This is a genomic window from Microbacterium sp. F01 (assembly GCF_056156365.1).
This window is the reverse complement of the sequence record NZ_CM149592.1, coordinates 18,187-40,043: the sequence shown is the minus strand read 5'-3', so window position 1 is coordinate 40,043 and position 21,857 is coordinate 18,187. Positions and strand designations below refer to the sequence as shown.

Sequence of the window (21,857 nt, the reverse complement as noted above, 5' to 3'; positions counted from 1 at the left end):
GGGGTCGTCGGCAGTCGCACATCAGAGGAGGACGGCGCAAAGCCCAGGCGATCGGGGTGTCGGTAACCATCCTAACGGGCGCGTCGCACCCGATCGCCCGGACGGCATACATCGCTCGCCTCGGGAGCCCGTGGGGACGCCGTCTCAGGCAGAGGTGGGAGCCGGTCCCGTGGTGTTGCCCTCGCGGAAGGTGCAGGTGAACCGGATCGACGCCGCCGGGGTCCCCTCGAGCATCGCGGCGACGGCCGCGCCCGCCGCGCGACCCTTGTCGGTGGCGGGCTGCACGAGGGTGGTGAGCTCGTACGGAGCGAGGCCGTCGACGACGATGCCGTCGAAGCCGGTGACGCTCACGTCCTCCGGCACGCGCAGGCCGGCCTCTTCGGCCGCCCGGATCACGCCGGCCGCGAGCAGGTCGCTCTGCGCGATGACCGCGGTCGGTCGCCGGTCGGGATCGGAGAAGATCTCGCGGCCGGCGGCGAACCCCTCGTCGATGAAGCTGCCGGCGGCGGCGAAGGCGGCGGCATCAGGGAAGACGTCGAGGGCGCCGGCGAGCCGCTCACGGGTGACGTCGACGGTGACGCCGGTGGCGTCGTGCAGCCAGCCGCGCTGCCAGTCGACCCGCGCGGGAAGGGTCACGACGGCCACCTCGCGGTGCCCCAGCGCACGCAGGTGACTCGCCGCCTGGCGCTGGGCCTCGCGGTTGTCGAGGCCGATGCGTGGGACGTCGTCTCCGGCATCCCCTTCGATGACGACGACCGGGATGCCTCGTGCCTTGACGGTCTCGAGGGACTCGCGCAGCAGGCCGCTGCAGCCGATGAGGACCGCGGCGTCGAGCGGTGCGGTGGTGAGTGAGGGGCCGCTCCCGGTGGGCTCGTGGTCTCGCAGCAGCAGGAGCCCCGCGCCGAGCGGGGTGACGGCGTCGGCGAGACCGTCCATCATGAGGGTCTTCACCGGGTCGAGGAACGCGGTGCCCAGATGCTCTTCGAAGACCACGCCGACGATCCCCGAGCGCCCGCGGCGGAGCGACGCCGCGCGCGGGTCGGGACCGGTGTAGCCGAGCGCGGCAGCCGCGTCGAGCACGCGACGGCGGGTCGCGTCCGACACCGGTGTCTTCCCGCTGAACACCACGGAGGCGGTCGACGGCGAGACGCCTGCCTCGCGGGCGACGTCCGAGATCGTGGCGCGGCGGATGCCGGTGTCCTGTCGGCTCATGCTGTCACGATCGTAGCCCGTCGCGAACACGTGATGTCGAATCGATTCGGGCAACTCCGAATCGATTCGGTAGCATGTGCGGATGGACACCGCGCTCACCCGTCGGCAACTGGTCGCCTGGCGCACCGCGATCTTCACGATCTTCCTCATCATGGGCGTCGGCTTCGCGTCGTGGGCGTCCCGCCTGCCCGCGGTGAAGGTGGTCCTGGGCATCAACGACCTCCAGGTGGGCGTCCTCCTGTTCGTCTCGGGTGCGACATCGATCCTGGGCCTGTCGCTCGCCAACGTGATCGTCGCGCGCTGGGGCGCACGGCGCGGCATGTTCGCGACGATCATCACGTTCGCGCTCGGCGTCGTGGTCGCGGGCGTCGGCGTGGAGTTCACGCAGTCGTACGTCGTCGCCGCCGTCGGGCTGGGACTCATGGGCCTCGGAATGAGCGCCACCGACGTCATGATGAACGTCGAGGCCGCGGCCGTGGAGCAGGCGTTCGAGCGCACCCTCATGCCGCTGTTCCACGCCTTCTTCAGCCTCGGCACGGTCGCCGGCGCGGGACTGGGGGTGGCGATGGCGGCCCTCGGCATCGGTGTCGGCTGGCATCTCGGCATCGCCGGCCTGCTCGTCGCCGTGGCCGGCCTGCTGTCGCTGCGCGCCGTCCCCGTGCGCGAGTCCATGCACGACGACCCCGCGACGAGCGTCACGCGCCGCGAGCGCTTCGCCGAGGTCCTGGCCGTGTGGCGCGATCCGCGCACCTACGCGATCGGCGCCATCATGCTGGGCATGGCCTTCGCCGAGGGCAGCGCGAACGACTGGCTCACGATCGCGATGGTCGACGGCCACGACCAGACCGAGGCCGTCGGTGCCATCGCGCTGACCGTGTTCTCGGTCGCGATGACGACGTTCCGCATCCTCGGCGGTCCGCTCGTCGACCGGATCGGCCGCGTCTGGTCGCTGCGCATCCTGTCGATCGCGGCCGGCGTCGGCCTCGTCATGTTCATCCTCGCGCCGAACCTGCCGATCGCCTTCATCGGCATCGCGCTGTGGGGCGCCGGCGCATCGCTCGGCTTCCCCCTGGGGATGTCCGCGGCGGCGGACGACCCGAAGAAGGCGGCGGCGTCCGTCTCGGCCGCCGCGACCATCGGCTACCTCGCCTTCCTGTGCGGTCCGCCGATCCTCGGCTGGATCAGCCACGAGATCGGCATCCTGCCGACCCTGTGGATCATCGTCGCCCTCATCGCGATGTCGGGGCTCGCTTCGGGCGCCGCGAAGCCGATCGCCGGCTCCAAGGTCGGCGCGGGCCACGCCCACCACTGAGCCGGCGCCGACCGCGGCGGCCGGACCCGGATCAGGTCAGGTCAGAGCCGGTCGGCCACGGTCGCTGCGACAGTGAGCCACGCGTCGCGGGTCTCGGGCGAGAGCGCGTCGAAGTCGATGGGTCCGCCGTCGACGAGCGACGGATCGAACGGCGCGTTCACGACGGCCGACGTCACCTGCTCGAAGTGCTGCGAGAGGCGCGCTTCGAGCTTGCGGTCGGGGCGCGAGGACGGCGCCGTGAGCACGGTCACGGCCTCGTCGATCTTGCGGCCGAAGCCCTTCTCGCGCAGGCCGTCGAGCAGCCACGCAGCGCTGGCCGCCGTGTCTTCGCGGACCGTCGACACGATCACGAGCTGGTCCGCGGCGGCGACGGCCGCGACCCAGTTCGACGCGCGCATGTTGTTGCCGGTGTCGACGATCATCAGACGGTAGTAGCGGCGCAGCAGCGCGTGGAGGCGGTCGAACGCGGCCGCGTCGATCGTCGAGGAGGCCGCGGCATCCTCATCCGAGGCGAGCACGTCGAAGCGCGCGTCGACCTGCGTGCGGACGTAGTGGTCGAGCGCCGCGAGGCTCGACCCACGGAAGTTCGAGGCCTCGTCGAGGTCCTCGAGGAGGTCGACCGCGGTGCGGTGGTGCGGGGCGTGCTGTGCGCGCCAGCCGAGCGTGCCACGGGTCTCGTTGTTGTCCCACGCGAGGGTCGCCCCGCCGCGCAGCGTCCCGAACGTGGCGGCGAGCAGCAGGGTGCTCGTCGTCTTGTGCGCGCCGCCCTTCGGGTTGAGCACGACGATCGTTCGCGGGGCGTCGAGGCGACGCTGAACGCGCTTCTCACGGTCCAGGCGCGACCGCTCGACACGACCGGGAGCGGGAGAGATGAGGCCGCCGGTCGCGCGGCGCACCGCGCCCTGCCAGCCCGTCGTGGCGCGGGGGCGGCCGCCGCCGGTGCGCGAATCGAGCAGGTCCTGCACGGTCGGGCGCGCAGGGTCTTCGGCGACCGGGGCGGCCGACGGCACCGCGGGCACCGGCGTGGGGGCTGTGACCGGAAGGGCCGACACCGGGGCCGGAGCAGCAGCGGGCACCGCGGCCACGACCGGCACCGCCGTCGTGTCGACCGCCGCCTCCTCCAGCGCCTCGTCGAAGGTGCCGTCGGGATGCACCACGAGGGGCCAGCGGGACGCGCCCTCGACGAGCGTCGCGTGGGCCGGTTCGCCGGCGGATGCCGCGAGCTGGCGGATCTCCTCCACCACGCGGTCGCGCAGCGCGAGGCTGTCGGGGGCGACGACCTCCGCCACGTCGCTGCCGACGTGGAGCTCGGCGACGGTGCTGGACAGGATGTGGACGGTCGCGTCGGGCTGACGAGAGTTCATCGGTTCTTCTCCGGACGAAGGGGCGGCGTGGGGAGCCGGGGTCTGGGGGTCGCACGGACGCACGACTGCGCGCGCAACGAGGGGAAAGGCTATCCGACCAGCCTGCGGGCAAGCTGATGCGGGAGGCTAGGCTCTTCGGGTGCGTCTTGTCATCGCCCGCTGCTCCGTCGACTACACCGGGCGGCTCAACGCCCACCTTCCCCTCGCCACCCGCCTGCTCGTCCACAAGGGCGACGGCTCGCTGCTGGTGCATTCCGACGGCGGCTCGTACAAGCCGCTCAACTGGATGAGCCCGCCATGCCGGCTCGACGTCGAGCTGCCCGACGAGGAGTCGGCGTCCGCCGGCGTGCTCGAGCACTGGCGCGTGACGCACGCCAAGACCGGCGACGCACTGCTGGTGCGCATCTACGAGGTCATCCACGACTCTTCGCACGAGCTCGGCATCGACCCGGGACTGCAGAAGGACGGCGTCGAAGCCGACCTCCAGCGACTCCTCGCCGAGCAGGTCGACGTCATCGGCGAGAACCTGACGCTCGTGCGCCGCGAGTTCCCGACCGCGATCGGTCCGGTCGACCTCCTGCTGCGCGACCCCGAGGGCGGCACGATCGCCGTCGAGGTGAAGCGCCGCGGCGACATCGACGGCGTCGAGCAGCTGACGCGCTACCTCGAGCTCCTCGGCCGCGACCCGCACCTCGCCCCGGTGACGGGGGTCTTCGCCGCGCAGGAGATCAAGCCCCAGGCCAAGGTGCTCGCCGCGGATCGCGGCATCCGTTGCGTCACCCTCGACTACGAGGGCATGAAGGGCATCGAGTCCGGCGCCCCGCGCCTGTTCTAGGCGACCCCGACAGACTCCCCGACGTTCGACGGGGTCTTGTGTCGTGTCTTGGTGACAGTACATACTGTCGCCGAGACAGTTCTTGATTCGAACGGATGCTGCAGCAATGACGCTCGACGACTTCCGGCGCGCGATCGCCGAACCCGCCATCGAATACCGCCCCGAGCTGCGCTGGTGGCTCGCCGAGGGCCTCCACAGCGACGCGACGCTCCGGCGCGAGATCGCCGACGCCCATCGCCTCGGCTTCGGCGGCATGGAGTTCCTCGCCATGGACGAGGGCGCGATCGACCACGCGCGCTACGGCTGGGGTTCGGAGGAGTGGGTGCACGACTCGCAGGTCGTGGTCGAGGAGACCACGAGCCGCGGCATGTCGGTGAGCTTCACCTCGGGCACCAACTGGTCCAACGCCAACCTCCCCACGATCACGCCCGACGACCGCGCCGCCGCGCAGGAGCTCGACGTGGCGTCCGAGACGCTCGCCCCCGGCGAGCGCCGCTCCGGTCCGCTCCCCCGGATCGATCTCGCGGCGCCGGCCGCCGCACGCCACCTCCCGGGCGATCGCGGAACGATCCGCGACCAGCACCTCGTCGCCGTCGTCGCGGCCCGCGTGATCGACGCCGAGGCGGGCGTGCTCGATGCCTCGTCGCTCACCGAGCTCACAGCATCCGTCACCGAAGACACCCTGGAGTGGACGGCCCCGGACGCCGGCGACGACTGGCGGGTCTTCTGCTACTGGCTGCACGGGACCGGCCAGACCGCGGAGCCCTCGGCGTCGGTCAACTACACCGTCAACTACCTCGACCGCGACGGCGTCGACGCCGTGATCGCGTACTGGGACGAGGTCGTGCTCACGCCCGGGCTGCGGGCGCAGATCGCGCAGAACCCTCGCGCGCAGATGTACATGGACTCGCTGGAGCTGTCGACCTTCGGCGCCGGCGGGCTGTTCTGGGGCCACACCGTCGTCGACGAGTTCCGCGCGCGCCGGGGCTACGACGTGGTGCCGTGGCTGCCGTTCCTGACGCGCGACGTGCCCTTCATGGCGGTGTCGACGGTCTACCACCACCAGCCCGCCGACGACGGCGATCGCATCACGGTCGACAAGGTGCGCCACGATCTCGTCGTCACCTTCACCGACCTGTACATCGAGAACATGCTGCGGCCCTTCGCGGAGTTCCTGCACGGCGTCGGCATGACGCTGCGGGCCGAGATCAGCTATGGCCTGCCATTCGAGCTGACCCGCCCCGGCCCTGAGGTCGACGGGATCGAGACCGAGTCGCTCGAGTTCGGCGCGCAGATCGACGCCTACCGGCTGCTCGCCGGGCCCGCGCACCTCTTCGGCAAGCAGTACTCGTCCGAAACCGGCGCGACCACCCGCAACCACATGCTCGACCACCGCTTCTACGACCAGATCATCGCGACGCAGCTCGCGGCCGGCATCACGAAGACCGTGCTGCACGGCTGGGCGAGCCCTGCCGGCGCCGAGGGCGTGACCGAGTGGCCGGGTCACGAGGGCATGTGGCCGATGTTCTCCGAGCGCTTCGACACACGCCAGCCCGGGTCCGAGTTCTACCCCCTCTGGACGGCGGCGATCGGGCGACTGCAGTACGCGCTGCGGCGCGGCCGCCCGCGCATCGACGTCGGAATCCTCCGCACCGACCATTTCACGGACAACCTCGTCGGACTCTCGCTCTCGGGCTCCGACGGCGAGCGCATCCCCGACGAGGTCGCCTACGGCACGATGTGGATGCGCGACCGCGACAACTTCTGGTGGCAGGACCTCGGCATGCAGGACGCCGGCATCACCTACGAGTTCTTCGACGGCTCGCTGCTGCTGCGCGACGACGTCGCGTTCGACGGCGACCAGGTGCAACCGGGCGGCCCGGGCTATCGCGCGCTCGTCGTGTACCAGGAGACCCTGGACCCCGACGTCGCCGCGCACCTGCTCGCCTGGGCGCAGCGCGGCCTGCGCCTGGTGATCGTCGACGGCGCCCGCGAGGTGCAGTCGCTGAGTGATGGCCGCCACATCACCCATGGGACGGCGGCGGCACGCACCCCGGGGCTCGACGGTCGCGACGAGGAGCTCGCCGCGACGATGGCGGAACTGCGACGGATGCCGCGGGTCCGCGTCGCGGCCCCCTCGGGCGTGGTCGCGGCCCTCGACGAACTGGCGGCAGGCGGACGCGCGCGGTTCGAGACCGACGACCCGCACGTTCTCACGCACCTGCGCGAGGACGACGGCCTCACCGTGCTGTATGCGTACCACTTCCTCTACGAGACGACCGAGCCCACGACGGTGCGGGTCATGCTCGAAGGCGCCGGCGCCGCGCATCGGCTCGACGCCTGGACCGGCGAGCTGCGCCCCCACCGCGGCGCGCGCCGCGACGGCGACCGCACGGTGGTCGAGCTCACGCTCGCACCCGGCGAGGTCGCGATCGTGGTGCTCGACAGGACGACGGATGCTGCGGACTCGATCGCGCCGGCCGTCGCCGAGGTCGCCCGGGCCGACGCGTGGCGCCTCGTGGTCGAGAGCTGGGACGCGGGCGAGCCCGAGGTGATCGAGGAGGACCGCGGCCTCGGCTACGTCTCGCGCGAGGTGCGCCCGACGACGGCCGTCACCCGTCTCGACGCCGGCGACATCGAGCTCGCCCCCTGGTCGGAGATCGCCTCGGTCGGCCCCGATGTCTCCGGCGTCGGCGAGTACACCGCCATCCTCTCCGTCCCCGAGGTCGCGGACGACGCGCGATACATCCTCGATCTCGGCTCGACCGGGGGCGGCCTCGGGTCGGTGCGCGTCGGCGACGGCCCGGAGCGTGGATTCGACACGGCGCACCCGGTCGTCGACGTGAGCGGCAGCATCCGTCCCGGCGATAACGCGATCACGGTGCGCGTCTCGAGCTCGCTCAACAACCGGCTTCGCGCCCGCGGATACTATGACGGCATCCGCGACATCGGGGCGGAGCTCACCGGCCAGGGGCGCACGCAGCACGCGATCGTGCGCGAGTACGGGCTTCTCGGCCCGGTGCGGCTGCTGCGCGAGGAGTGACGGCGGACGCCGAGCGAGAGGAAGGAGAGCCGATGGCCAGAGGCGACGTCGACAGCGACGCCTCCGCAGACCTGAGCCCCGTCATCGCGCCCGACCCGCTCGACCTCCGGCTGTCGCTCGCCTCGATCGTGCACTGGGCCGACAGCACCGGGGTGCGGCGCGACGTCATGGCGCGGGTGTCGTTCCCCGTGGACGACATGGGCATGTTCCTCGTCGTCAACCAGCTGTCGTACAACGGCGCCATGCGGCCGGTCGATCTGTCGCTCGCGCTCGGGCAGACCGCGACGAACATGAGCAAGATCGTCGGACGACTCGTGAGCACCGGGCTGGTGGTGCGCGTCGCCGCGCCCGACGATCACCGCGGAGTTCTCGTCGCGCTCACCGATGAAGGCCGGCGCATCGGCGAGCGCATCATGTCGACGGCCGAGTCCAACATGAGGACCCTGCTCGCCGACTGGTCCCCCGCCGAGATCGAGGATCTGCGGCGCATGATGGCGCGCCTCGCCCGCGTGCACCGCTCCGTCTCGGAGCGGAGGGCCGCCTCCGCATAGGCTGGTCCCTATGCCGACCCGATCGCCGTGGACCTGTGTGCTGTGGGACGTCGACGGAACGATCGTCGACGCGTCCGACGGCATCCTCCGTCGCCTCACGATCGCCCTCGAGCACTTCGGCAAGCGTCCGCCGACCCGGGCGGAGCTCGTGCACTGGATCGGCCCGCCGATGTACGAGTCGTTCCAGGTGAACGTCGGCATGACGCCCGAGCAGTCGGCCGAGGCCGTCGCGTTCTACCGCACGCTCGGCAAGGCGGACGGGTACACGACGGGCGCCAAGCTCTTCCCCGGAGTGGGTGAGCTGATCACGGATGTCGCGGCCGCCGGCATCCCTCAGGCCACCGCGAGTTCGAAGCCCGAGGTGCAGGTCGTCGCCCTCATGGACCACTTCGACCTGTCGACCTCGCTCACCGCGATCGTCGGCGCGACGCCGGACGAGAAGACCCTCAGCGCGAAGTCCGACATCGTCGCCGAAGCGCTGCGACGCCTCGCCGCCGCGGGCGTCGACACGAGCCGCCCGGTGCTCGTCGGCGATCGGCACCACGACGTCGACGGCGGCGCGGCCCAGGGCGTGCCGGTGATCTTCGTGCGGTGGGGCTTCAGCTGGCCGCACGAGTCCGAGGGTGCGCAGGCGGTCGTCGACGACGTCGACCAGCTCCGTGCGCTCCTGCTGTTCGGCGAGCACGCCGACGAGGGTGCGGCCGCGACCGCCGGCGTCGCCGATGCCTGAGCTCGCCGCCACGATCCTGGGGTGGATTTTGCCGGCCCTGGTCGTGTTCGGCGTCACGGCGATCGCCGTCGCCGTGATCGCGTGGGCCGTCCGTCGCGCGCGGCGCTCGCCCCGTGCCCGCGCCGGGGCCGAGCAGGAGAGAGCGAAGGCCGGCGCCACGCTCGTGAAGCTCGACGACGAGGTCGCTGAGCTCGACCTCGAAGTCGGCCTCTCGGGCGCCCTCTACGGCGGCGACGCCCCGGCGTCGCTGCGGCGGGCACGCCTCACGGCGCAGCACGTGCGTGACGACGCCTTCGAGGACTACCGCGCGATCAGCGATCCCGCCGTCGCCCCCCACGAGGTCCACCGCGTCGCAGCGCGCATCGAGCGCCGCGCGGCCGAGGCGCTCGCGACCGTCGCCGCCGCCCGCCGGGAGCACGGCGCGTGGGTCACCGCGAACGTGTCGGCGGCCGGCCAGATCGACGCCGCCCGCCGCCGCCTCGGTGAGCTGCACGCGTCGATGGGCGACCCGGCCGCGCTCGTCGCAGAACTCTCGTCCCGCTTCGCCGAGGAGGAATGGCGGGATGCCTCACGCTCGGCGCACGCCGCGTTGTCCGGGGTGTCCGCCGCCGAACGCCACCTCGACGCCGCCGCGACCCGCGCCGCCGATCCGTCGCTCAGCGCCCTCCCCGACCTCGCCGCCGCCGAACGGGCGCTCCGCCAGGCGGAGGCTGACGCCCGCAACCTCGAAGAGACGCACCGTCTCGTGCTGCAGGCGGCGCAGGCCGTGCCCGACGAGATCGCGTCGGCGCGCACCGCGCTGCGCCAGGCCTCCGTCACGCGGGAGCACCTCGACGCTGCGGACGCCGCACGGCTCGGCGCGGAGCTGCACTCCATCGACAGCGAGCTGAACCGCATCGAGACGGATGCTGCCCGCCGCCCCACCCGCACGGTCGAGGCCATCGCGCGCCTGCGCAGCCGGCTCGACCTCGCCCTCGGCGACGCCCGCGCCGCGCAGCAGCGCCTGCGCGGCGCGCGCACCGCCCTCCCCGGCACCCTCGCCGCCGCGCGCGGCGCACTGGCGCAGGCCGAGGCATCAGTGTCCCGTTCCCGTGCCGGAGCCGATGCGCGGGCGCGACTGCTCTCGGCCCAGCGCGAGCTCGCCCGGGCCCGCCAGGCGCAGGATCCTGTGGCCGCGCTCGATGCCGCCCGCCGCGCGATGCGCGACGCCGAGGACGCCAAGGCCCTCTCGGACTTCGCGCGCCAGACGGGCCCGCTCGGATAAGGGCCCGCTCGGATAACGGACAGCGGGAAGCCCCACCGCTATCGTGATCCCCATGAGCGACGGGGCGACTCAGAGACCGAACCGCGTGCTCGCCGGGGTGGGGCGGATTCCGGCGACACTCACGATGATCGCGCTGATCCTCGTCGCGGGTGTCGTGTGGCAGGGACTGTGGCGGCCGTTCGAGGATTCCGACCTCTTCGACGCGGTCGCGTACGGACTGCCCGCCTTCGAGGCGGGGCGATGGTGGACGCCGTTCACCGGCACGTTCTTCGTCAACGCGCCGTGGGTGTACGCGTTCACGATCGCGAGCTTCGTCGGCATGGCGTACCTGGAGTTCCGGCGCGGCTGGCGCGTGGCCCTCGCCTACTACTGGGTCGGCCAGCTGTTCGCGATCTTCGCGACGGCTCTCGTGCTGTGGGGGTGCTCCGCGATCGCGTCGTGGGACTGGGCGCAGGCCCAGGCCGCGGCACTGGACGTCGGCCCGTCCGGCGGCACGTTCGCGTGCATCGCGGCGGCTGTCGGGCTGCTGCGGAGCCCCTGGCGCGTGCGCGCGTGGCTCGTGCTGCTCGGCTTCGTGTTCATCGCGATGATCTTCTGGGGCACGCTCGCCGACCTCGAGCACCTGCTCGCCGTGCTGCTCGTGCTGTTCGTCGACCGGTCGCTGCGCGTCCAGCACACCACGATGCGCGAGCAGCGGCTCATCGCCTTCATCTCGGTGCTCGTGCTCGGTGCGGTCGAGGTCATCACGATCCTGGTGCCGACCGACGGCCCGTTCGGACCGACCGAACCCGCTTCGGGCGGATTCTGGGACTTCCTGATCGACGTCGTGATCATCCTGATCATCGCGAACGGGCTCCGCCGCGGGCGCCGCTGGTCCTGGGTGCTCGCCGTCATCCTCGCGGTCTTCAACATCCTGACCGCACTGCTGGTCGCCGCGGTCATCATCATCGCCTCCGAGGCTCAAGTCGAGGCGACGATCGACGGCGAGACCGAACTGTCCCTCGCGAGCGGCGCGATGTGGCTGCTCATGCTCATCTACCTGATCTGGGTGCGTCACGCCTTCCGCGCGCGGCGCCGGTCGCGCATCGGTCGGCAGCCCGCTCCCGGCATCGAGGACGTGAAACGGATGCTGCACGCCCACGGCGGCGGAACGCTCTCGTGGATGACGACCTGGGAGGGGAACTCCTACACGCGGACGACCGACAGCATCGTCGCTTACCAGCGCCGCGCGGGAGTGGCGCTGGCCCTCGCGGACCCCATCGGTCCCGAGGCGTCGCGCGCAGCATCCGTGCAGGAGTTCATCCACGATGCCGAGCGGGCAGGACTGATCCCGTGCTTCTTCAGCGCCGATGAGGCCACCCGGGCCGCGGTGCCGGCGTCGTGGCGCAGCCTGGTCGTCGCCGACGACACGATCGTGGACCTCCCCGGCCTCGAGTTCACCGGCAAGCGGTGGAACTCGGTGCGCTCCTCGCTCAACCGGGCGGGGCGCGAGGAGATGACGTTCCGCATGACCCACCTCAAGGAGGAGTCGTGGGGCGTGCAGCAGCAGCTGCGCGCGATCTCGGAGATGTGGGTCGGCGACAAGGGCCTTCCCGAGATGGGGTTCACGCTCGGCACGCTCGTCGAGGCGGAGGACCCGGAGGTGCGCCTCGCCCTGGCGCTCGCACCGAACGGCGACGTCGACGGGTTCCTGTCGTGGCTGCCGGTCTACGGTCCCGGCCCCCGGGGCGGCGGGGAGGGCCGCGGAGGCGAAGAAGCAGTCGTACGGGGATGGACCCTGGACCTGATGCGCCGGCGCGAGGGCGGCTTCGGCCCCGTGATGGAGTTCCTGATCGGCTCGTCGGCGAGGCTGTTCTCCGACGAGGGCGCCCAGATCATGTCACTGTCGGGGGCGCCCCTCGCCCACGATTACCCGCCGGACGCCGGCATGATCGCCGTGCTCAGCGACAAGCTCGCCGACGCGCTCGAACCGGTATACGGATTCCGATCGCTGCACCGCTTCAAGGAGAAGTTCCACCCGCGGTACGAGACCATGTACCTGCTGTTCCGCGACGAGAGCGACCTCACCCGCATCGGCGGAGCGCTCACGCGGGCGTTCCTGCCCGACGCGACGCTGCGTCAGTTCGCCGGAGCGGGTCTGGAGCTCGTCCGCGGTGACCGGGATTGACCTGCGATTCGAGTCCCGCGCGCGCGACGAAGCCGCGGCACCCACCACTGGGATACCGCGGCTTCGACCGCGTGAAGCGATCGGTCCGCCGATCAGATCGGGCGGATGTTCTCGGCCTGGAGGCCCTTGGGTCCCTGCGCGATCTCGAACTCGACGCGCTGGTTCTCCTCGAGGGAGCGGTATCCACCCGACTGGATTGCGCTGTAGTGCGCGAAGACGTCTGCGCCGCCTTCATCGGGGGCGATGAAGCCGAATCCCTTCTCCGAGTTGAACCACTTGACGGTGCCCTGCGTGCTCATTACTTGCCGTTCTTCGTTGATCTCGCCGCGATTGCGACGATTGCCTCCAACGTAGTGAAGAGGCGGGCGCGCGGCGAGACCCAGTTGCGAAGGTGACACAAATGTTGCAGAGCAACCGATGGACCGAGCGCCGTGATTCCAGGGGCCATCGTCCGCCCGGGCTGAGCTTCGCTCGAAAGCCCGGGCGTCGACGGATCCCCCCGGATAGGCCACGTCATAACGTGGACACGCAACATCGTACCGATATATCAGCGCAAGAGCGAGGCCGGATCCTCAGTGTTTCCGCATCTTCCGGCGCGGTCCGGCGGCCCGCTCACGGGCCTCCTGAAGGCCCGCTCAAGAGGGTCTATGCAGGTGAATCCTCCGGCGTACACTGGTGCCACTCATGACCGCCCCCTTCGTCCCGCTCGAGCCGAGCCGCGCCGTCCTCGGAGACGAGGTGTACGCGCGCCTGGGCGAAGCCATTCTCGACGGCCGCCTTGCGCCGGGAGAGCGGCTGCGCGACCAGGAGCTGGCCGAATGGCTGGGAGTCTCGCGCACGCCGGTGCGCGAGGCGCTGCAGCGCCTGGAGCGCGCCGGCCTGGTCGAGGTGTCGCCGCACCGCTATACGCGGGTATCCCACCCCAACCAGCAGAACGACACGGTCGAGCTCGTCGCCTTCAACATGGGGCTCGCGGTGCGCATGGCGTCGGCACGGGCCGACGCCGACGGCCTCGAAATCGCCCTGGAACGGCTCGACGACGTGATCACGGCGTCCCGCGCGGACGACGCCGAGGCCCTGGCCGTGGCCAGCCACTCCTTCTTCTCCGTGGTCACCCGCGCGAGCGGCAACTTCGCCCTCCGGCAGTTCGTCCGCGAGTACGAGTTCGCGATCCGTCGTGACATGGTCGGATGGCGACCGTTCATCGAGTGCCCCATCGGCCGCACCGCCGCGTACGAGGAGTTCCGCGCCGCCTTCGCCGCCCGAGACGCCGACCGTGCCGAATCGCTGCTCCGCAGCATCCACGGCCTGAACTGATCCGCTCTTTCTCGGTGACGGAGGCCGCGGCTACCGTGAGACCGTGCACCACATCGAGCTGCGACCCGTCGACGAAGACGACCTCGACGCCATCTTCGAGATGATGCGCGACCGCGAGGCGATCGGGATGGCCGCGTTCACCGCCGAGGATCCCGACGACCGCGCCGCGTTCGACGCGTGGATCGCGCGGCAGTTCGCGACGACCGACGTGCTCTCCTTCGTGGTCACCGAGAACGGCGGCTTCGCCGGGACCGCGGCATCCTTCACCGTCGACGGCGACCGCGAGGTCACCTACTGGATCGCGCGCCACGCGTGGGGTCGGGGCGTCGCGACCGCGGCGCTGCGCCATCTGATCTCGCGCGAGCCCATCCGCCCGCTCTTCGCCCGCGTCGCCGCCCACAACGCCGCCTCGATCGCCGTGCTCACAAAGGTCGGCTTCACCGAGGTGTCGCGCAACGTCGATTACGCCCCCGGTGTGGGCCGCGAGATCGAGGAGATCGTCTTCACGCTCCCGCCCGCGCTCGACGGCGCCTGAGCCGCAATCGGCGCAGACGAAGAAGAGGACCCCCTCGGGAGTCCTCTTCTGCGCTGTGCGCGAGGGGGGAGTTGAACCCCCACGCCCTTTCGGGCACTGGCACCTGAAGCCAGCGCGTCTGCCTATTCCGCCACTCGCGCGAGCCGCGGAATCCGAAGATCCCGCGAAACTCAACTTCCCGAGGATATCATGCGTCGCGGCCCCTTCCGAACTCACCTGGTCGGGGGCGCGATCCATGACGGGTACAGCGTGTGCAATTAGCATGTAGCAACCGGCACCCCCCTCTAGAGGAGCTCCGTGGGACTACTTGACAGCTTCGAGAAAGGTCTGGAGCGCGCAGTCAACAGCGCGTTCGCCAAGACCTTCCGCAGCGGCATCCAGCCTGTCGAGATCGCCTCCGCCCTGCGCAGCGAACTCGACAAGAAGGCGGCAGTCGTCAGCCGCGACCGCATCCTCGCGCCGAACACGTTCACGGTGCGCCTGTCACCCGCCGACGACGACCGCATCTCGGCGCTCGGCGACGCGCTGCTGCACGAGCTCGACACTCTCGTACACGCCCACGCCAAGGCCCAGGGGTACTCGTTCGCGGGCCCCGTGACGATCGCCATCCGCCGCGACGAGGAGCTCTCGACCGGAACCCTCCGCGTCGAGTCGTCGACCGCCCAGGGCGGCCGCGTCTCGTGGCGCGGCGTCGTGGACGTCGAAGGGCGCCGCATCCCGCTGACGAAGTCGCGCACGGTCATCGGCCGCGGCAGCGACGCCGACATCACGGTCGCCGACTCGGGCACCAGCCGCAAGCACGTCGAGATCCTGTGGGACGGCGAGCGCGCCATGGTGCGCGACCTCGGCTCGACCAACGGCACGATGCTCGACGGCCGCAAGGTGACCGAGGCGGCGCTCCCGCCCGACTCCACCGTGCGCATCGGCCGCACCGACATCGTGTTCCGCGTCGTCGCGCAGGCGAGCGCGCAGCGGCCCGCAGCATCCGTCGACGATGCCACCCGGGCGTTCGACGCGCAGGAGAGGGGCCCGCTGGCATGAGCGAGCTCACCCTGCTGCTGCTGCGCATCGGGTTCCTGGTGCTGCTGTGGGCGTTCGTCTTCGCCGTCGTGTATTCGCTGCGCGCCGACCTCTTCGGCGTGAAGGTGAGACGGATGCCGGATGCTGCGACCGCCGCAGCGGCCGCGCCCGGGGCATCCGCTGCCGGCGCCGCCTCGTCCGTCACCGCACCCGTCGCTCCGGCGGCCGCCGCCCCGGTGGCGAAGCCCAGCGGACCCGCAACGACCGCCACCGCGTCGCGCATCGTGATCACGAGCGGACCGAAGACCGGGCTCGAGCTCCCGCTGGGGAACGAGCCGCTCACGATCGGTCGCTCGAGCGAGTCGGGCCTCGTCGTCCGCGACGACTACACGTCGAGCCACCACGCACGCCTGGTGCTGTGGGGCGACCAGTGGATGATCCAGGATCTCGACTCGACGAACGGCACGTGGCACGACGGTGCCCGTGTGACAGCCCCGGTCCCCGTGAACCTCGGCGCCCCGATCAAGGTCGGCGCGACGACGTTCGAGCTGCGGAAGTAGCGGGCGGACCCCTCGCACATGGTCTTCCAGGGCTCGAGCGCCGCGATCTCGCACACCGGCAAGGTGCGCTCCAACAACCAGGATTCCGGGTACGCCGGCTCGAATCTGTTCGTCGTCGCCGACGGCATGGGCGGCCACGCCGGCGGCGACGTCGCGTCGAGCCTCGCGATCTCGCGCCTGGAGGGGCTCGACCGGCCCTTCGACTCCACCGCGGAGGCGGAGCGGGCGCTGCGCGACGCGATCTCGGACGCCGCGGTCGACCTCATCGACACGGTCGGCGCCCGCCCGGAGCTGGCCGGCATGGGCACCACGGTCAGCGCCCTGATCATGGTGGACGACTACGCCGTGATCGCCCACATCGGCGACTCGCGCATCTATCTGTTCCGCGACGGCGCCCTGACCCAGATCACCACCGACCACACGTTCGTGCAGCGCCTCGTCGACTCGGGCCGCATCACGCCCGAGGAGGCGCGCTACCACCCGCGTCGATCGGTGCTGATGCGCGTGCTCGGCGACATGGACACCGACCCCGAGCTCGACACGTTCATCATGCCGACGCAGCCCGGCGACCGCTGGCTGCTGTGCTCCGACGGCCTGTCGGGCGTGGTCGACGACCCGCACACGTCCAAGGCGCTCGGGCTGGGTCTCGCTCCCGGGCGCACCGCCGACAACCTGCTCAAGCAGGCGCTCGACGGCGGCGCCCCCGACAACGTCACGATCGTCATCGTCGACGTCGGCGGACAGCATCCGCTCTTCTCGGGAACACCCACCATCGTGGGCTCGGCCTCGAACCCGGTGGGCATCGAGGTGCCCGCCGCCGCGCCGCGCCGCTCGAGCTGGCTGCACCCGAACCGCCAGGCGGCGAACGAGCCGACACATTTCGAACCGGCGCCGGAGTTCCTCGAGGAGCTCATCGAAGAGGACCGCCGCCGCGCGCGCCGACGCCGCATCGGGTGGATCGCGGGCGTCGCGCTCGTGCTCGTGATCATCGCGGGCGCGACGTGGATCGGCTACCAGTGGACGCAGACGCGGTACTACGTCGGCGCCGACGAAGACACCGTCGTCATCTACCAGGGCGTGCAGCAGGGCATCGGGCCGATCTCTCTGTCGACCCCGTACGAAGACACCGGGATCCCGCTCGATTCGCTCTCGAACTTCGCGCGTGCGACGGTGGAGCAGACCATCTCGGCGAACTCGCTGTCGCACGCGCGGCAGATCGTGTCGGGAATCAGCGACCTGGCGGGAGGCGGCGGATGAACGCATCCACGAGCACGCCCACCGACGCGGTCTCGACCGACACCGCGGTGGTGCGGGCCCTGCGCCGCATCCGTGTGCCGCAGACCCAGCGCAACCGCGAGCTGGCCCTGCTGATATTCGCGTTCGCGATCAACGGCTCGGCCATCGCGCTCGTGCAGCTCGGGGCACAGGACTTCATCGACTGGACGTTCCTCGTCTACTGCGGCGGCCTCACCGCACTGGTGATCGCGCTGCACATCCTGCTGCGCCTGCGCGCCCGCGCCGCCGATCCGTTCGTCGTCCCGATCGCAACCCTCCTCACCGGGCTCGGCCTCGCGATGATCTACCGGCTCGACCTGTACTGGGAGCGCCACGGATGGGACGCGTTCTCGACGCGGCAGCTCGCGTGGGCGGCGATCGCCCTGGTCGCGGCGATCCTCGTGGTGATGTTCCTCAAGAACTACCGCGTGCTGTTCCGGTACACGTACATCTTCGGATTCGTGGGCATCGTGCTGCTGATCCTGCCGGTGATCCCGGGACTCTCTGGTGGCGGCAACGCCGACGTGTGGATCGACCTCGGCTTCTTCACGTTCCAGCCCGGCGAGCTCGCGAAGATCGCGCTCGGCATCTTCTTCGCCGGGTATCTCGTCCGCACGCGCGAGAGCCTGACGTCGACGGGCACGCGGTTCCTCGGCATGACCTGGCCCCGCGCCCGCGAACTCGGGCCCCTGCTCGTGATCTGGCTCGTGTCGCTCGGCATCATCGTGCTGCAGCGCGACCTCGGCACCGGTGTGCTCATCTTCGGCATGTTCGTCGCGATGCTCTATGTCGCCACGGGCAAGACCAGCTGGGTGCTCATCGGCGTCGTGCTCGCGGTGTCGGGCGCGTTCCTCGCGTCGCGGATCCTGCCGTACGTCGGTGCGCGCTTCAACAACTGGCTCGACGCGTTCAACCCCGAGCTGATGGACAACTCCAGCTACCAGCTCGTCAACGGCATCTTCGGCATGGCGAACGGCGGCCTCCTGGGCACCGGGCTCGGCCAGGGGCGGCCGTACCTCACGCCCGTCGCCGAGAGCGACTACATCCTCCCGGCGCTCGGGGAGGAGCTCGGGCTCATCGGCGTCTTCGCGATCCTGTGCCTGTACATGGTGTTCACGAGCCGCGGCATCCGCATCGGCCTCGCCGGCCAGGACGACTTCGGCAAGCTCCTCGCGACGGGCCTGTCGTTCACGATCGCACTGCAGGTGTTCATCATGGTCGGCGGCGTCACGCGCCTCATCCCGCTCACGGGCCTCACCACGCCGTTCCTCGCTGCGGGTGGTTCGTCACTCGTCGCGAACTGGATCATCGTGGCCCTGCTGCTGCGCATCTCCGACGCCGTCCGCAGCCGGCCCCGGGTGGTGATCGGCTGACATGACGAATGAGTACGCCGTGAAGAGCGGGAGCCTGCGAGCGCGTATCGCCCGAAGGGGGCGATCATGACAAAAGAGCTCCGCCGGCTCAGCATCCTGATGCTGGTCATGTTCCTGGCGCTCTTCGCGTCGACGAGCTGGATACAGGTGATCCAGACCGACGAGCTCGCCGCGAATCCCGAGAATCGCCGCTCGCTCTACGACTCGTATGAGGTGCAGCGCGGATCGATCATCGCGAGCGGCTCGGCCATCGCATCGTCGGTGCCGTCCGGCGACCTCTACAGCTGGCAGCGTGTGTACACGGATGCTGACATGTGGGCGCCCGTCACCGGCTACATCAATCCCGCCCTGAACTCGGCGACCGGCATCGAACAGGCGATGAACCAGGAGCTCAGCGGCACCGCGGGTTCGCAGTTCCTGTCGCGCATCGAGCGCATCTTCACCGGTCAGCCCCCGCGCGGCTCGAACGTCGTGCTGTCGTTGGATGCCGACGTGCAGCGCGCGGCATACGAGGCGCTCGGCGACCTGCAGGGCGGCGTCATCGCGATCGAGCCGTCGACCGGACGCGTGCTCGCCATGGTCACCAGCCCGAGCTACGACACCAACGTGCTGGCGTCACACGCCACGAGCGAGGTCAACGCCGCGTACGACGCGCTCGTCGCGGATCCCGGCAAGCCGCTGTCGAACCGCGCGATCGCCGGCGACCTCAACCCGCCCGGGTCGACGTTCAAGCTCGTCACCGCGTCGGCCGCGCTCGCGTCGGGGGACTACACGCCCGACTCGCAGCTGCCGAACCCGGCGACCTATCAGCTGCCGCAGTCCTCGAGCGTCGTGCACAACGCCAGCGGCGGAACGTGCGGTCCCGGCGAGACCGTCTCGCTCGCCGATGCGCTCCGCCTGAGCTGCAACATCCCGTTCGCGGAGCTCGCCGTCGAGCTCGGCGACACCGCGATCCGCGAAGAGGCCGAGAAGTACGGCTTCAACCAGGCCTTCGAGCTGCCACTCATGTCGACGCCCTCGGGCTACCCGCGAACGATCCAGGACGACGCGCAGACCGCGCTGAGCGGCTTCGGCCAGGGTCAGGTGACGGCGACGCCGCTGCAGATGGCGATGGTGTCGGCGGGCATCGCGAACAACGGGATCGTGATGAACCCGAGGATGGTGGATCGCGTGATCGGCCCGGATCTGTCTGTTCAGAAGACCTTCGACGACAGTGAATTCGGGCGTGCCCTCGACACGGGGCTGGCTGATGAGCTGGTCCAGATGATGGTCGCCAATGTCAGTGACGGCGCCGCGTCGGGTGCAAGAATAGACGGGGTCGACGTGGCCGGAAAGACGGGAACCGCGGAGAACACGGGCGATGAGCCGTACACGCTCTGGTTCACCGGGTTCGCACCTGCCGCCAACCCCGAGGTCGCCGTCGCCGTGGTCGTCGAGGACGGCGGCAGGCAGGGACAATCGGGCAGCGGCAACACCATCGCTGCCCCTATCGCGAAGAAGGTCATGGAGGCGGTGCTGGGACGATGAGACCGACGCAGGGCGTGACCTTCGGCGGCCGATACGAACTCGATTCGCGCATAGCGATCGGCGGCATGGGCGAGGTCTGGGAGGCGACAGACCACGTCATCGGACGAACCGTCGCCATCAAGATCCTCAAAGACGAGTACATGGGCGATCCGGGCTTCCTGGAACGCTTCCGTGCCGAGGCCCGCCATGCGGCGCTCGTCAACCACGAGGGCATCGCCAGCGTGTTCGACTACGGCGAGGAGAACGGCAGCGCCTTCCTCGTGATGGAGCTCGTGCCCGGCGAGGCGCTCTCGACGATCCTCGAGCGCGACGGGTCCCTCTCGACCGACAAGACGCTCGACATCGTGGCCCAGACGTCCGCGGCACTCCAGGCCGCGCACGCGGCCGGCCTCGTGCACCGCGACATCAAGCCCGGGAACCTCCTCATCACGCCCGACGGCCGCGTGAAGATCACCGACTTCGGCATCGCGCGCATCGCCGACCAGGTGCCGCTGACGGCGACCGGCCAGGTCATGGGCACCGTGCAGTACCTGTCGCCCGAGCAGGCGTCGGGGCACCCGGCATCCCCGGCCACCGACATCTACTCGCTCGGCATCGTCGCGTACGAGTGCCTCGCCGGCAAGCGTCCCTTCACGGGCGAGTCGCAGGTCGCGATCGCGATGGCGCAGATCAACGAGCAGCCGCCCGCGCTCCCCGCGACGGTCGCCGAGCCGGTCCAGAACCTCGTCATGGCGATGATCGCGAAGAAGCCCGAGGAGCGCCCGGCGTCAGCCGCCGCCGTCGCGCGCGCCGCGACCGCGCTGCGTCGCGGCGATGTCGCGGCCGCCGCCGCGGCCGTCCCGGCCATCGCGGGAGCGGCCGCCGCGGGCGATGCGGCGACCCAGCTGCTCACCTCCGGCTCCGACACGTCCGCGGCGACCCGTCTCATGCCGGCGCCGGGCGAAGAGGGCGCCGAGGAGACGCCGGAGAAGAAGAAGCGCAGTCCGTGGACGTGGCCGCTCATCGCGCTCATCGCCCTGCTGCTGCTCGTGCTGATCGGCACGATCTGGGCCGTCGTCGCGAACTCGGGCAACGAACCCGAGCCCGACCCTACGAAGACCTCGGCCTCGCCGTCTGCGACGCCGACCAATACGCCGACGCCGACGCCCACCACGGCGAACGTCGTCTCGGACGACTACGTCGGGCAGGACTGCCCGACCGCGTCGGCCGCGCTCGACGCGCTCGGACTCGGCGTGAACTGCCAGGAGGGCAACGCCGCGCCCGACGAGGCCAGCGTCGGCAAGGTCTACAGCGTGAGCCCGACGGGCAATGTGCCGAAGGGCACGATCATCGAGCTGACGACGTACGCGGGTCAGACTCCGATGCCGGCGCCCGCCACCCCGACGTTCCAGGGATCCCCGGCGACGGTCGAGCCCGGCGAAGACCTGACCGTGATGTGGGACGGGTACACGTGCCCGTCCGGCACCGGCTCGGTGAGCTCGTACACCTTCACGGTCCAGAACGGCACGATCGCCAACGGCCCGAACTTCCCGCAGAACGCGCGCAACGCGACGGTGACCGCGGGCGACACGGCGGGTCAGACCGTGATCGTCACCTACACCGTCACCTGCAGCGGGGGCACGGCCGGCAACCGCACCTCGGGTGCGTCCGGCGAGGCGACGGTGCTGATCGAGGCCGCGGCTCCGATCCCGACGCCCACGCCGTGAGCTTGGCTGAGTGAGTCCTCCGAGCGGGTCGCGCGACACGTGCGACCCGCTCGGGCTCGGCTAGTG

18 protein-coding genes and 1 tRNA gene are annotated in these 21,857 nt (G+C 70.7%); 15 read left to right on the top strand and 4 right to left on the bottom strand.

Annotated features, from left to right (window positions below):
• Nucleotides 1–144: 144 nt before the first annotated feature.
• Nucleotides 145–1,212, bottom strand: a complete 1,068-nt coding sequence (locus ACVN90_RS00195) for a LacI family DNA-binding transcriptional regulator (RefSeq protein ID WP_475100149.1) — start codon at nt 1,210–1,212, stop codon at nt 145–147.
• 82 nt (nt 1,213–1,294) lie between these two features.
• On the opposite strand from ACVN90_RS00195, the gene ACVN90_RS00190 reads away from it, so the two are divergent.
• Nucleotides 1,295–2,524 (top strand): MFS transporter, encoded by a 1,230-nt coding sequence (locus ACVN90_RS00190; RefSeq protein ID WP_475100148.1) that lies wholly within the window; start codon nt 1,295–1,297, stop codon nt 2,522–2,524.
• Between the two features lie 41 nt (nt 2,525–2,565).
• On the opposite strand, the gene ACVN90_RS00185 is transcribed toward ACVN90_RS00190, so the two are convergent.
• Nucleotides 2,566–3,888 (bottom strand): MinD/ParA family ATP-binding protein, encoded by a 1,323-nt coding sequence (locus ACVN90_RS00185; protein WP_475100147.1) that lies wholly within the window; start codon nt 3,886–3,888, stop codon nt 2,566–2,568.
• Nucleotides 3,889–4,027: 139 nt separating this feature from the next.
• Here ACVN90_RS00185 and nucS point away from each other — a divergent pair, with 139 nt between their 5' ends.
• The 6 genes from nucS (at nt 4,028) to ACVN90_RS00155 (ending at nt 12,478) form a co-directional block, all read left to right on the top strand.
• Nucleotides 4,028–4,723 (top strand): endonuclease NucS, encoded by a 696-nt coding sequence (gene nucS / locus ACVN90_RS00180; RefSeq protein WP_475100146.1) that lies wholly within the window; start codon nt 4,028–4,030, stop codon nt 4,721–4,723.
• A gap of 106 nt (nt 4,724–4,829) precedes the next feature.
• Nucleotides 4,830–7,766 carry a glycosyl hydrolase gene (locus tag ACVN90_RS00175; RefSeq protein WP_475100145.1) on the top strand — a complete coding sequence of 979 codons (2,937 nt, stop codon included), beginning with the start codon at nt 4,830–4,832 and terminating at the stop codon, nt 7,764–7,766.
• Between the two features lie 32 nt (nt 7,767–7,798).
• Nucleotides 7,799–8,317, top strand: coding sequence for a MarR family winged helix-turn-helix transcriptional regulator (locus ACVN90_RS00170; protein ID WP_475100144.1), 519 nt, complete (start codon nt 7,799–7,801; stop codon nt 8,315–8,317).
• Between the two features lie 10 nt (nt 8,318–8,327).
• Nucleotides 8,328–9,047 (top strand): HAD hydrolase-like protein, encoded by a 720-nt coding sequence (locus tag ACVN90_RS00165; RefSeq protein ID WP_387142574.1) that lies wholly within the window; start codon nt 8,328–8,330, stop codon nt 9,045–9,047.
• Nucleotides 9,040–10,311, top strand: coding sequence for a hypothetical protein (locus ACVN90_RS00160; RefSeq protein WP_475100143.1), 1,272 nt, complete (start codon nt 9,040–9,042; stop codon nt 10,309–10,311). The genes ACVN90_RS00165 and ACVN90_RS00160 overlap by 8 nt, the downstream gene beginning before the upstream one ends.
• Before the next feature lie 52 nt (nt 10,312–10,363).
• Nucleotides 10,364–12,478, top strand: a complete 2,115-nt coding sequence (locus ACVN90_RS00155) for a bifunctional lysylphosphatidylglycerol flippase/synthetase MprF (protein WP_475100142.1) — start codon at nt 10,364–10,366, stop codon at nt 12,476–12,478.
• Between the two features lie 92 nt (nt 12,479–12,570).
• Here the strand turns inward: ACVN90_RS00155 and ACVN90_RS00150 are convergent, their stop codons facing one another.
• A complete protein-coding gene (locus ACVN90_RS00150) occupies nt 12,571–12,777 on the bottom strand; it encodes a cold-shock protein (RefSeq protein WP_229384785.1) in 207 nt (68 codons plus the stop codon).
• 385 nt (nt 12,778–13,162) lie between these two features.
• Between ACVN90_RS00150 and ACVN90_RS00145 the strand changes: the two genes are divergently transcribed.
• Together ACVN90_RS00145 and ACVN90_RS00140 are read left to right on the top strand one after the other, a co-directional pair.
• A complete protein-coding gene (locus ACVN90_RS00145; RefSeq protein WP_475100141.1) occupies nt 13,163–13,795 on the top strand; it encodes a GntR family transcriptional regulator in 633 nt (210 codons plus the stop codon).
• A gap of 43 nt (nt 13,796–13,838) precedes the next feature.
• On the top strand, nt 13,839–14,330 hold the full coding sequence (locus ACVN90_RS00140; protein WP_475100140.1) for a GNAT family N-acetyltransferase: 492 nt from the start codon (nt 13,839–13,841) through the stop codon (nt 14,328–14,330).
• 56 nt (nt 14,331–14,386) lie between these two features.
• Here the strand turns inward: ACVN90_RS00140 and ACVN90_RS00135 are convergent.
• Nucleotides 14,387–14,470 (bottom strand) — tRNA-Leu (locus tag ACVN90_RS00135).
• 157 nt (nt 14,471–14,627) lie between these two features.
• Here ACVN90_RS00135 and ACVN90_RS00130 point away from each other — a divergent pair.
• The 6 genes from ACVN90_RS00130 (at nt 14,628) to ACVN90_RS00105 (ending at nt 21,791) form a co-directional block, all read left to right on the top strand.
• Nucleotides 14,628–15,371, top strand: coding sequence for an FhaA domain-containing protein (locus ACVN90_RS00130; RefSeq protein WP_475100139.1), 744 nt, complete (start codon nt 14,628–14,630; stop codon nt 15,369–15,371).
• Nucleotides 15,368–15,910 carry an FHA domain-containing protein FhaB/FipA gene (locus ACVN90_RS00125; protein ID WP_475100138.1) on the top strand — a complete coding sequence of 181 codons (543 nt, stop codon included), beginning with the start codon at nt 15,368–15,370 and terminating at the stop codon, nt 15,908–15,910. Before ACVN90_RS00130 ends, ACVN90_RS00125 begins: the two co-directional genes overlap by 4 nt.
• A gap of 18 nt (nt 15,911–15,928) precedes the next feature.
• Nucleotides 15,929–17,167: a PP2C family protein-serine/threonine phosphatase gene (locus ACVN90_RS00120; RefSeq protein WP_475100137.1), complete on the top strand. Its 1,239-nt coding sequence runs from the start codon at nt 15,929–15,931 to the stop codon at nt 17,165–17,167.
• Nucleotides 17,164–18,558: an FtsW/RodA/SpoVE family cell cycle protein gene (locus ACVN90_RS00115; protein ID WP_475100136.1), complete on the top strand. Its 1,395-nt coding sequence runs from the start codon at nt 17,164–17,166 to the stop codon at nt 18,556–18,558. Before ACVN90_RS00120 ends, ACVN90_RS00115 begins: the two co-directional genes overlap by 4 nt.
• Before the next feature lie 66 nt (nt 18,559–18,624).
• Nucleotides 18,625–20,085 (top strand): peptidoglycan D,D-transpeptidase FtsI family protein, encoded by a 1,461-nt coding sequence (locus ACVN90_RS00110; RefSeq protein ID WP_475100135.1) that lies wholly within the window; start codon nt 18,625–18,627, stop codon nt 20,083–20,085.
• Complete coding sequence (locus ACVN90_RS00105) at nt 20,082–21,791, top strand: serine/threonine protein kinase (protein WP_475100134.1); 1,710 nt, start codon at nt 20,082–20,084, stop codon at nt 21,789–21,791. The genes ACVN90_RS00110 and ACVN90_RS00105 overlap by 4 nt, the downstream gene beginning before the upstream one ends.
• Nucleotides 21,792–21,857 lie beyond the last annotated feature (66 nt).

Bases quoted from the DNA above. Each gene is read 5' to 3' on its own strand.
- ACVN90_RS00175 (WP_475100145.1), top strand. From the start codon at position 4,830: ATGACGCTCGACGACTTCCGGCGCGCGATCGCCGAACCCGCCATCGAA.
- ACVN90_RS00125 (WP_475100138.1), top strand. From the start codon at position 15,368: ATGAGCGAGCTCACCCTGCTGCTGCTGCGCATCGGGTTCCTGGTGCTG.
- ACVN90_RS00115 (WP_475100136.1), top strand. From the start codon at position 17,164: ATGAACGCATCCACGAGCACGCCCACCGACGCGGTCTCGACCGACACC.
- ACVN90_RS00160 (WP_475100143.1), top strand. From the start codon at position 9,040: ATGCCTGAGCTCGCCGCCACGATCCTGGGGTGGATTTTGCCGGCCCTG.
- ACVN90_RS00150 (WP_229384785.1), bottom strand. From the start codon at position 12,777: ATGAGCACGCAGGGCACCGTCAAGTGGTTCAACTCGGAGAAGGGATTC.
- ACVN90_RS00190 (WP_475100148.1), top strand. From the start codon at position 1,295: ATGGACACCGCGCTCACCCGTCGGCAACTGGTCGCCTGGCGCACCGCG.
- ACVN90_RS00105 (WP_475100134.1), top strand. From the start codon at position 20,082: ATGAGACCGACGCAGGGCGTGACCTTCGGCGGCCGATACGAACTCGAT.
- ACVN90_RS00145 (WP_475100141.1), top strand. From the start codon at position 13,163: ATGACCGCCCCCTTCGTCCCGCTCGAGCCGAGCCGCGCCGTCCTCGGA.
- ACVN90_RS00110 (WP_475100135.1), top strand. From the start codon at position 18,625: ATGACAAAAGAGCTCCGCCGGCTCAGCATCCTGATGCTGGTCATGTTC.
- ACVN90_RS00165 (WP_387142574.1), top strand. From the start codon at position 8,328: ATGCCGACCCGATCGCCGTGGACCTGTGTGCTGTGGGACGTCGACGGA.
- ACVN90_RS00170 (WP_475100144.1), top strand. From the start codon at position 7,799: ATGGCCAGAGGCGACGTCGACAGCGACGCCTCCGCAGACCTGAGCCCC.
- ACVN90_RS00120 (WP_475100137.1), top strand. From the start codon at position 15,929: ATGGTCTTCCAGGGCTCGAGCGCCGCGATCTCGCACACCGGCAAGGTG.
- ACVN90_RS00155 (WP_475100142.1), top strand. From the start codon at position 10,364: ATGAGCGACGGGGCGACTCAGAGACCGAACCGCGTGCTCGCCGGGGTG.
- ACVN90_RS00195 (WP_475100149.1), bottom strand. From the start codon at position 1,212: ATGAGCCGACAGGACACCGGCATCCGCCGCGCCACGATCTCGGACGTC.
- ACVN90_RS00185 (WP_475100147.1), bottom strand. From the start codon at position 3,888: ATGAACTCTCGTCAGCCCGACGCGACCGTCCACATCCTGTCCAGCACC.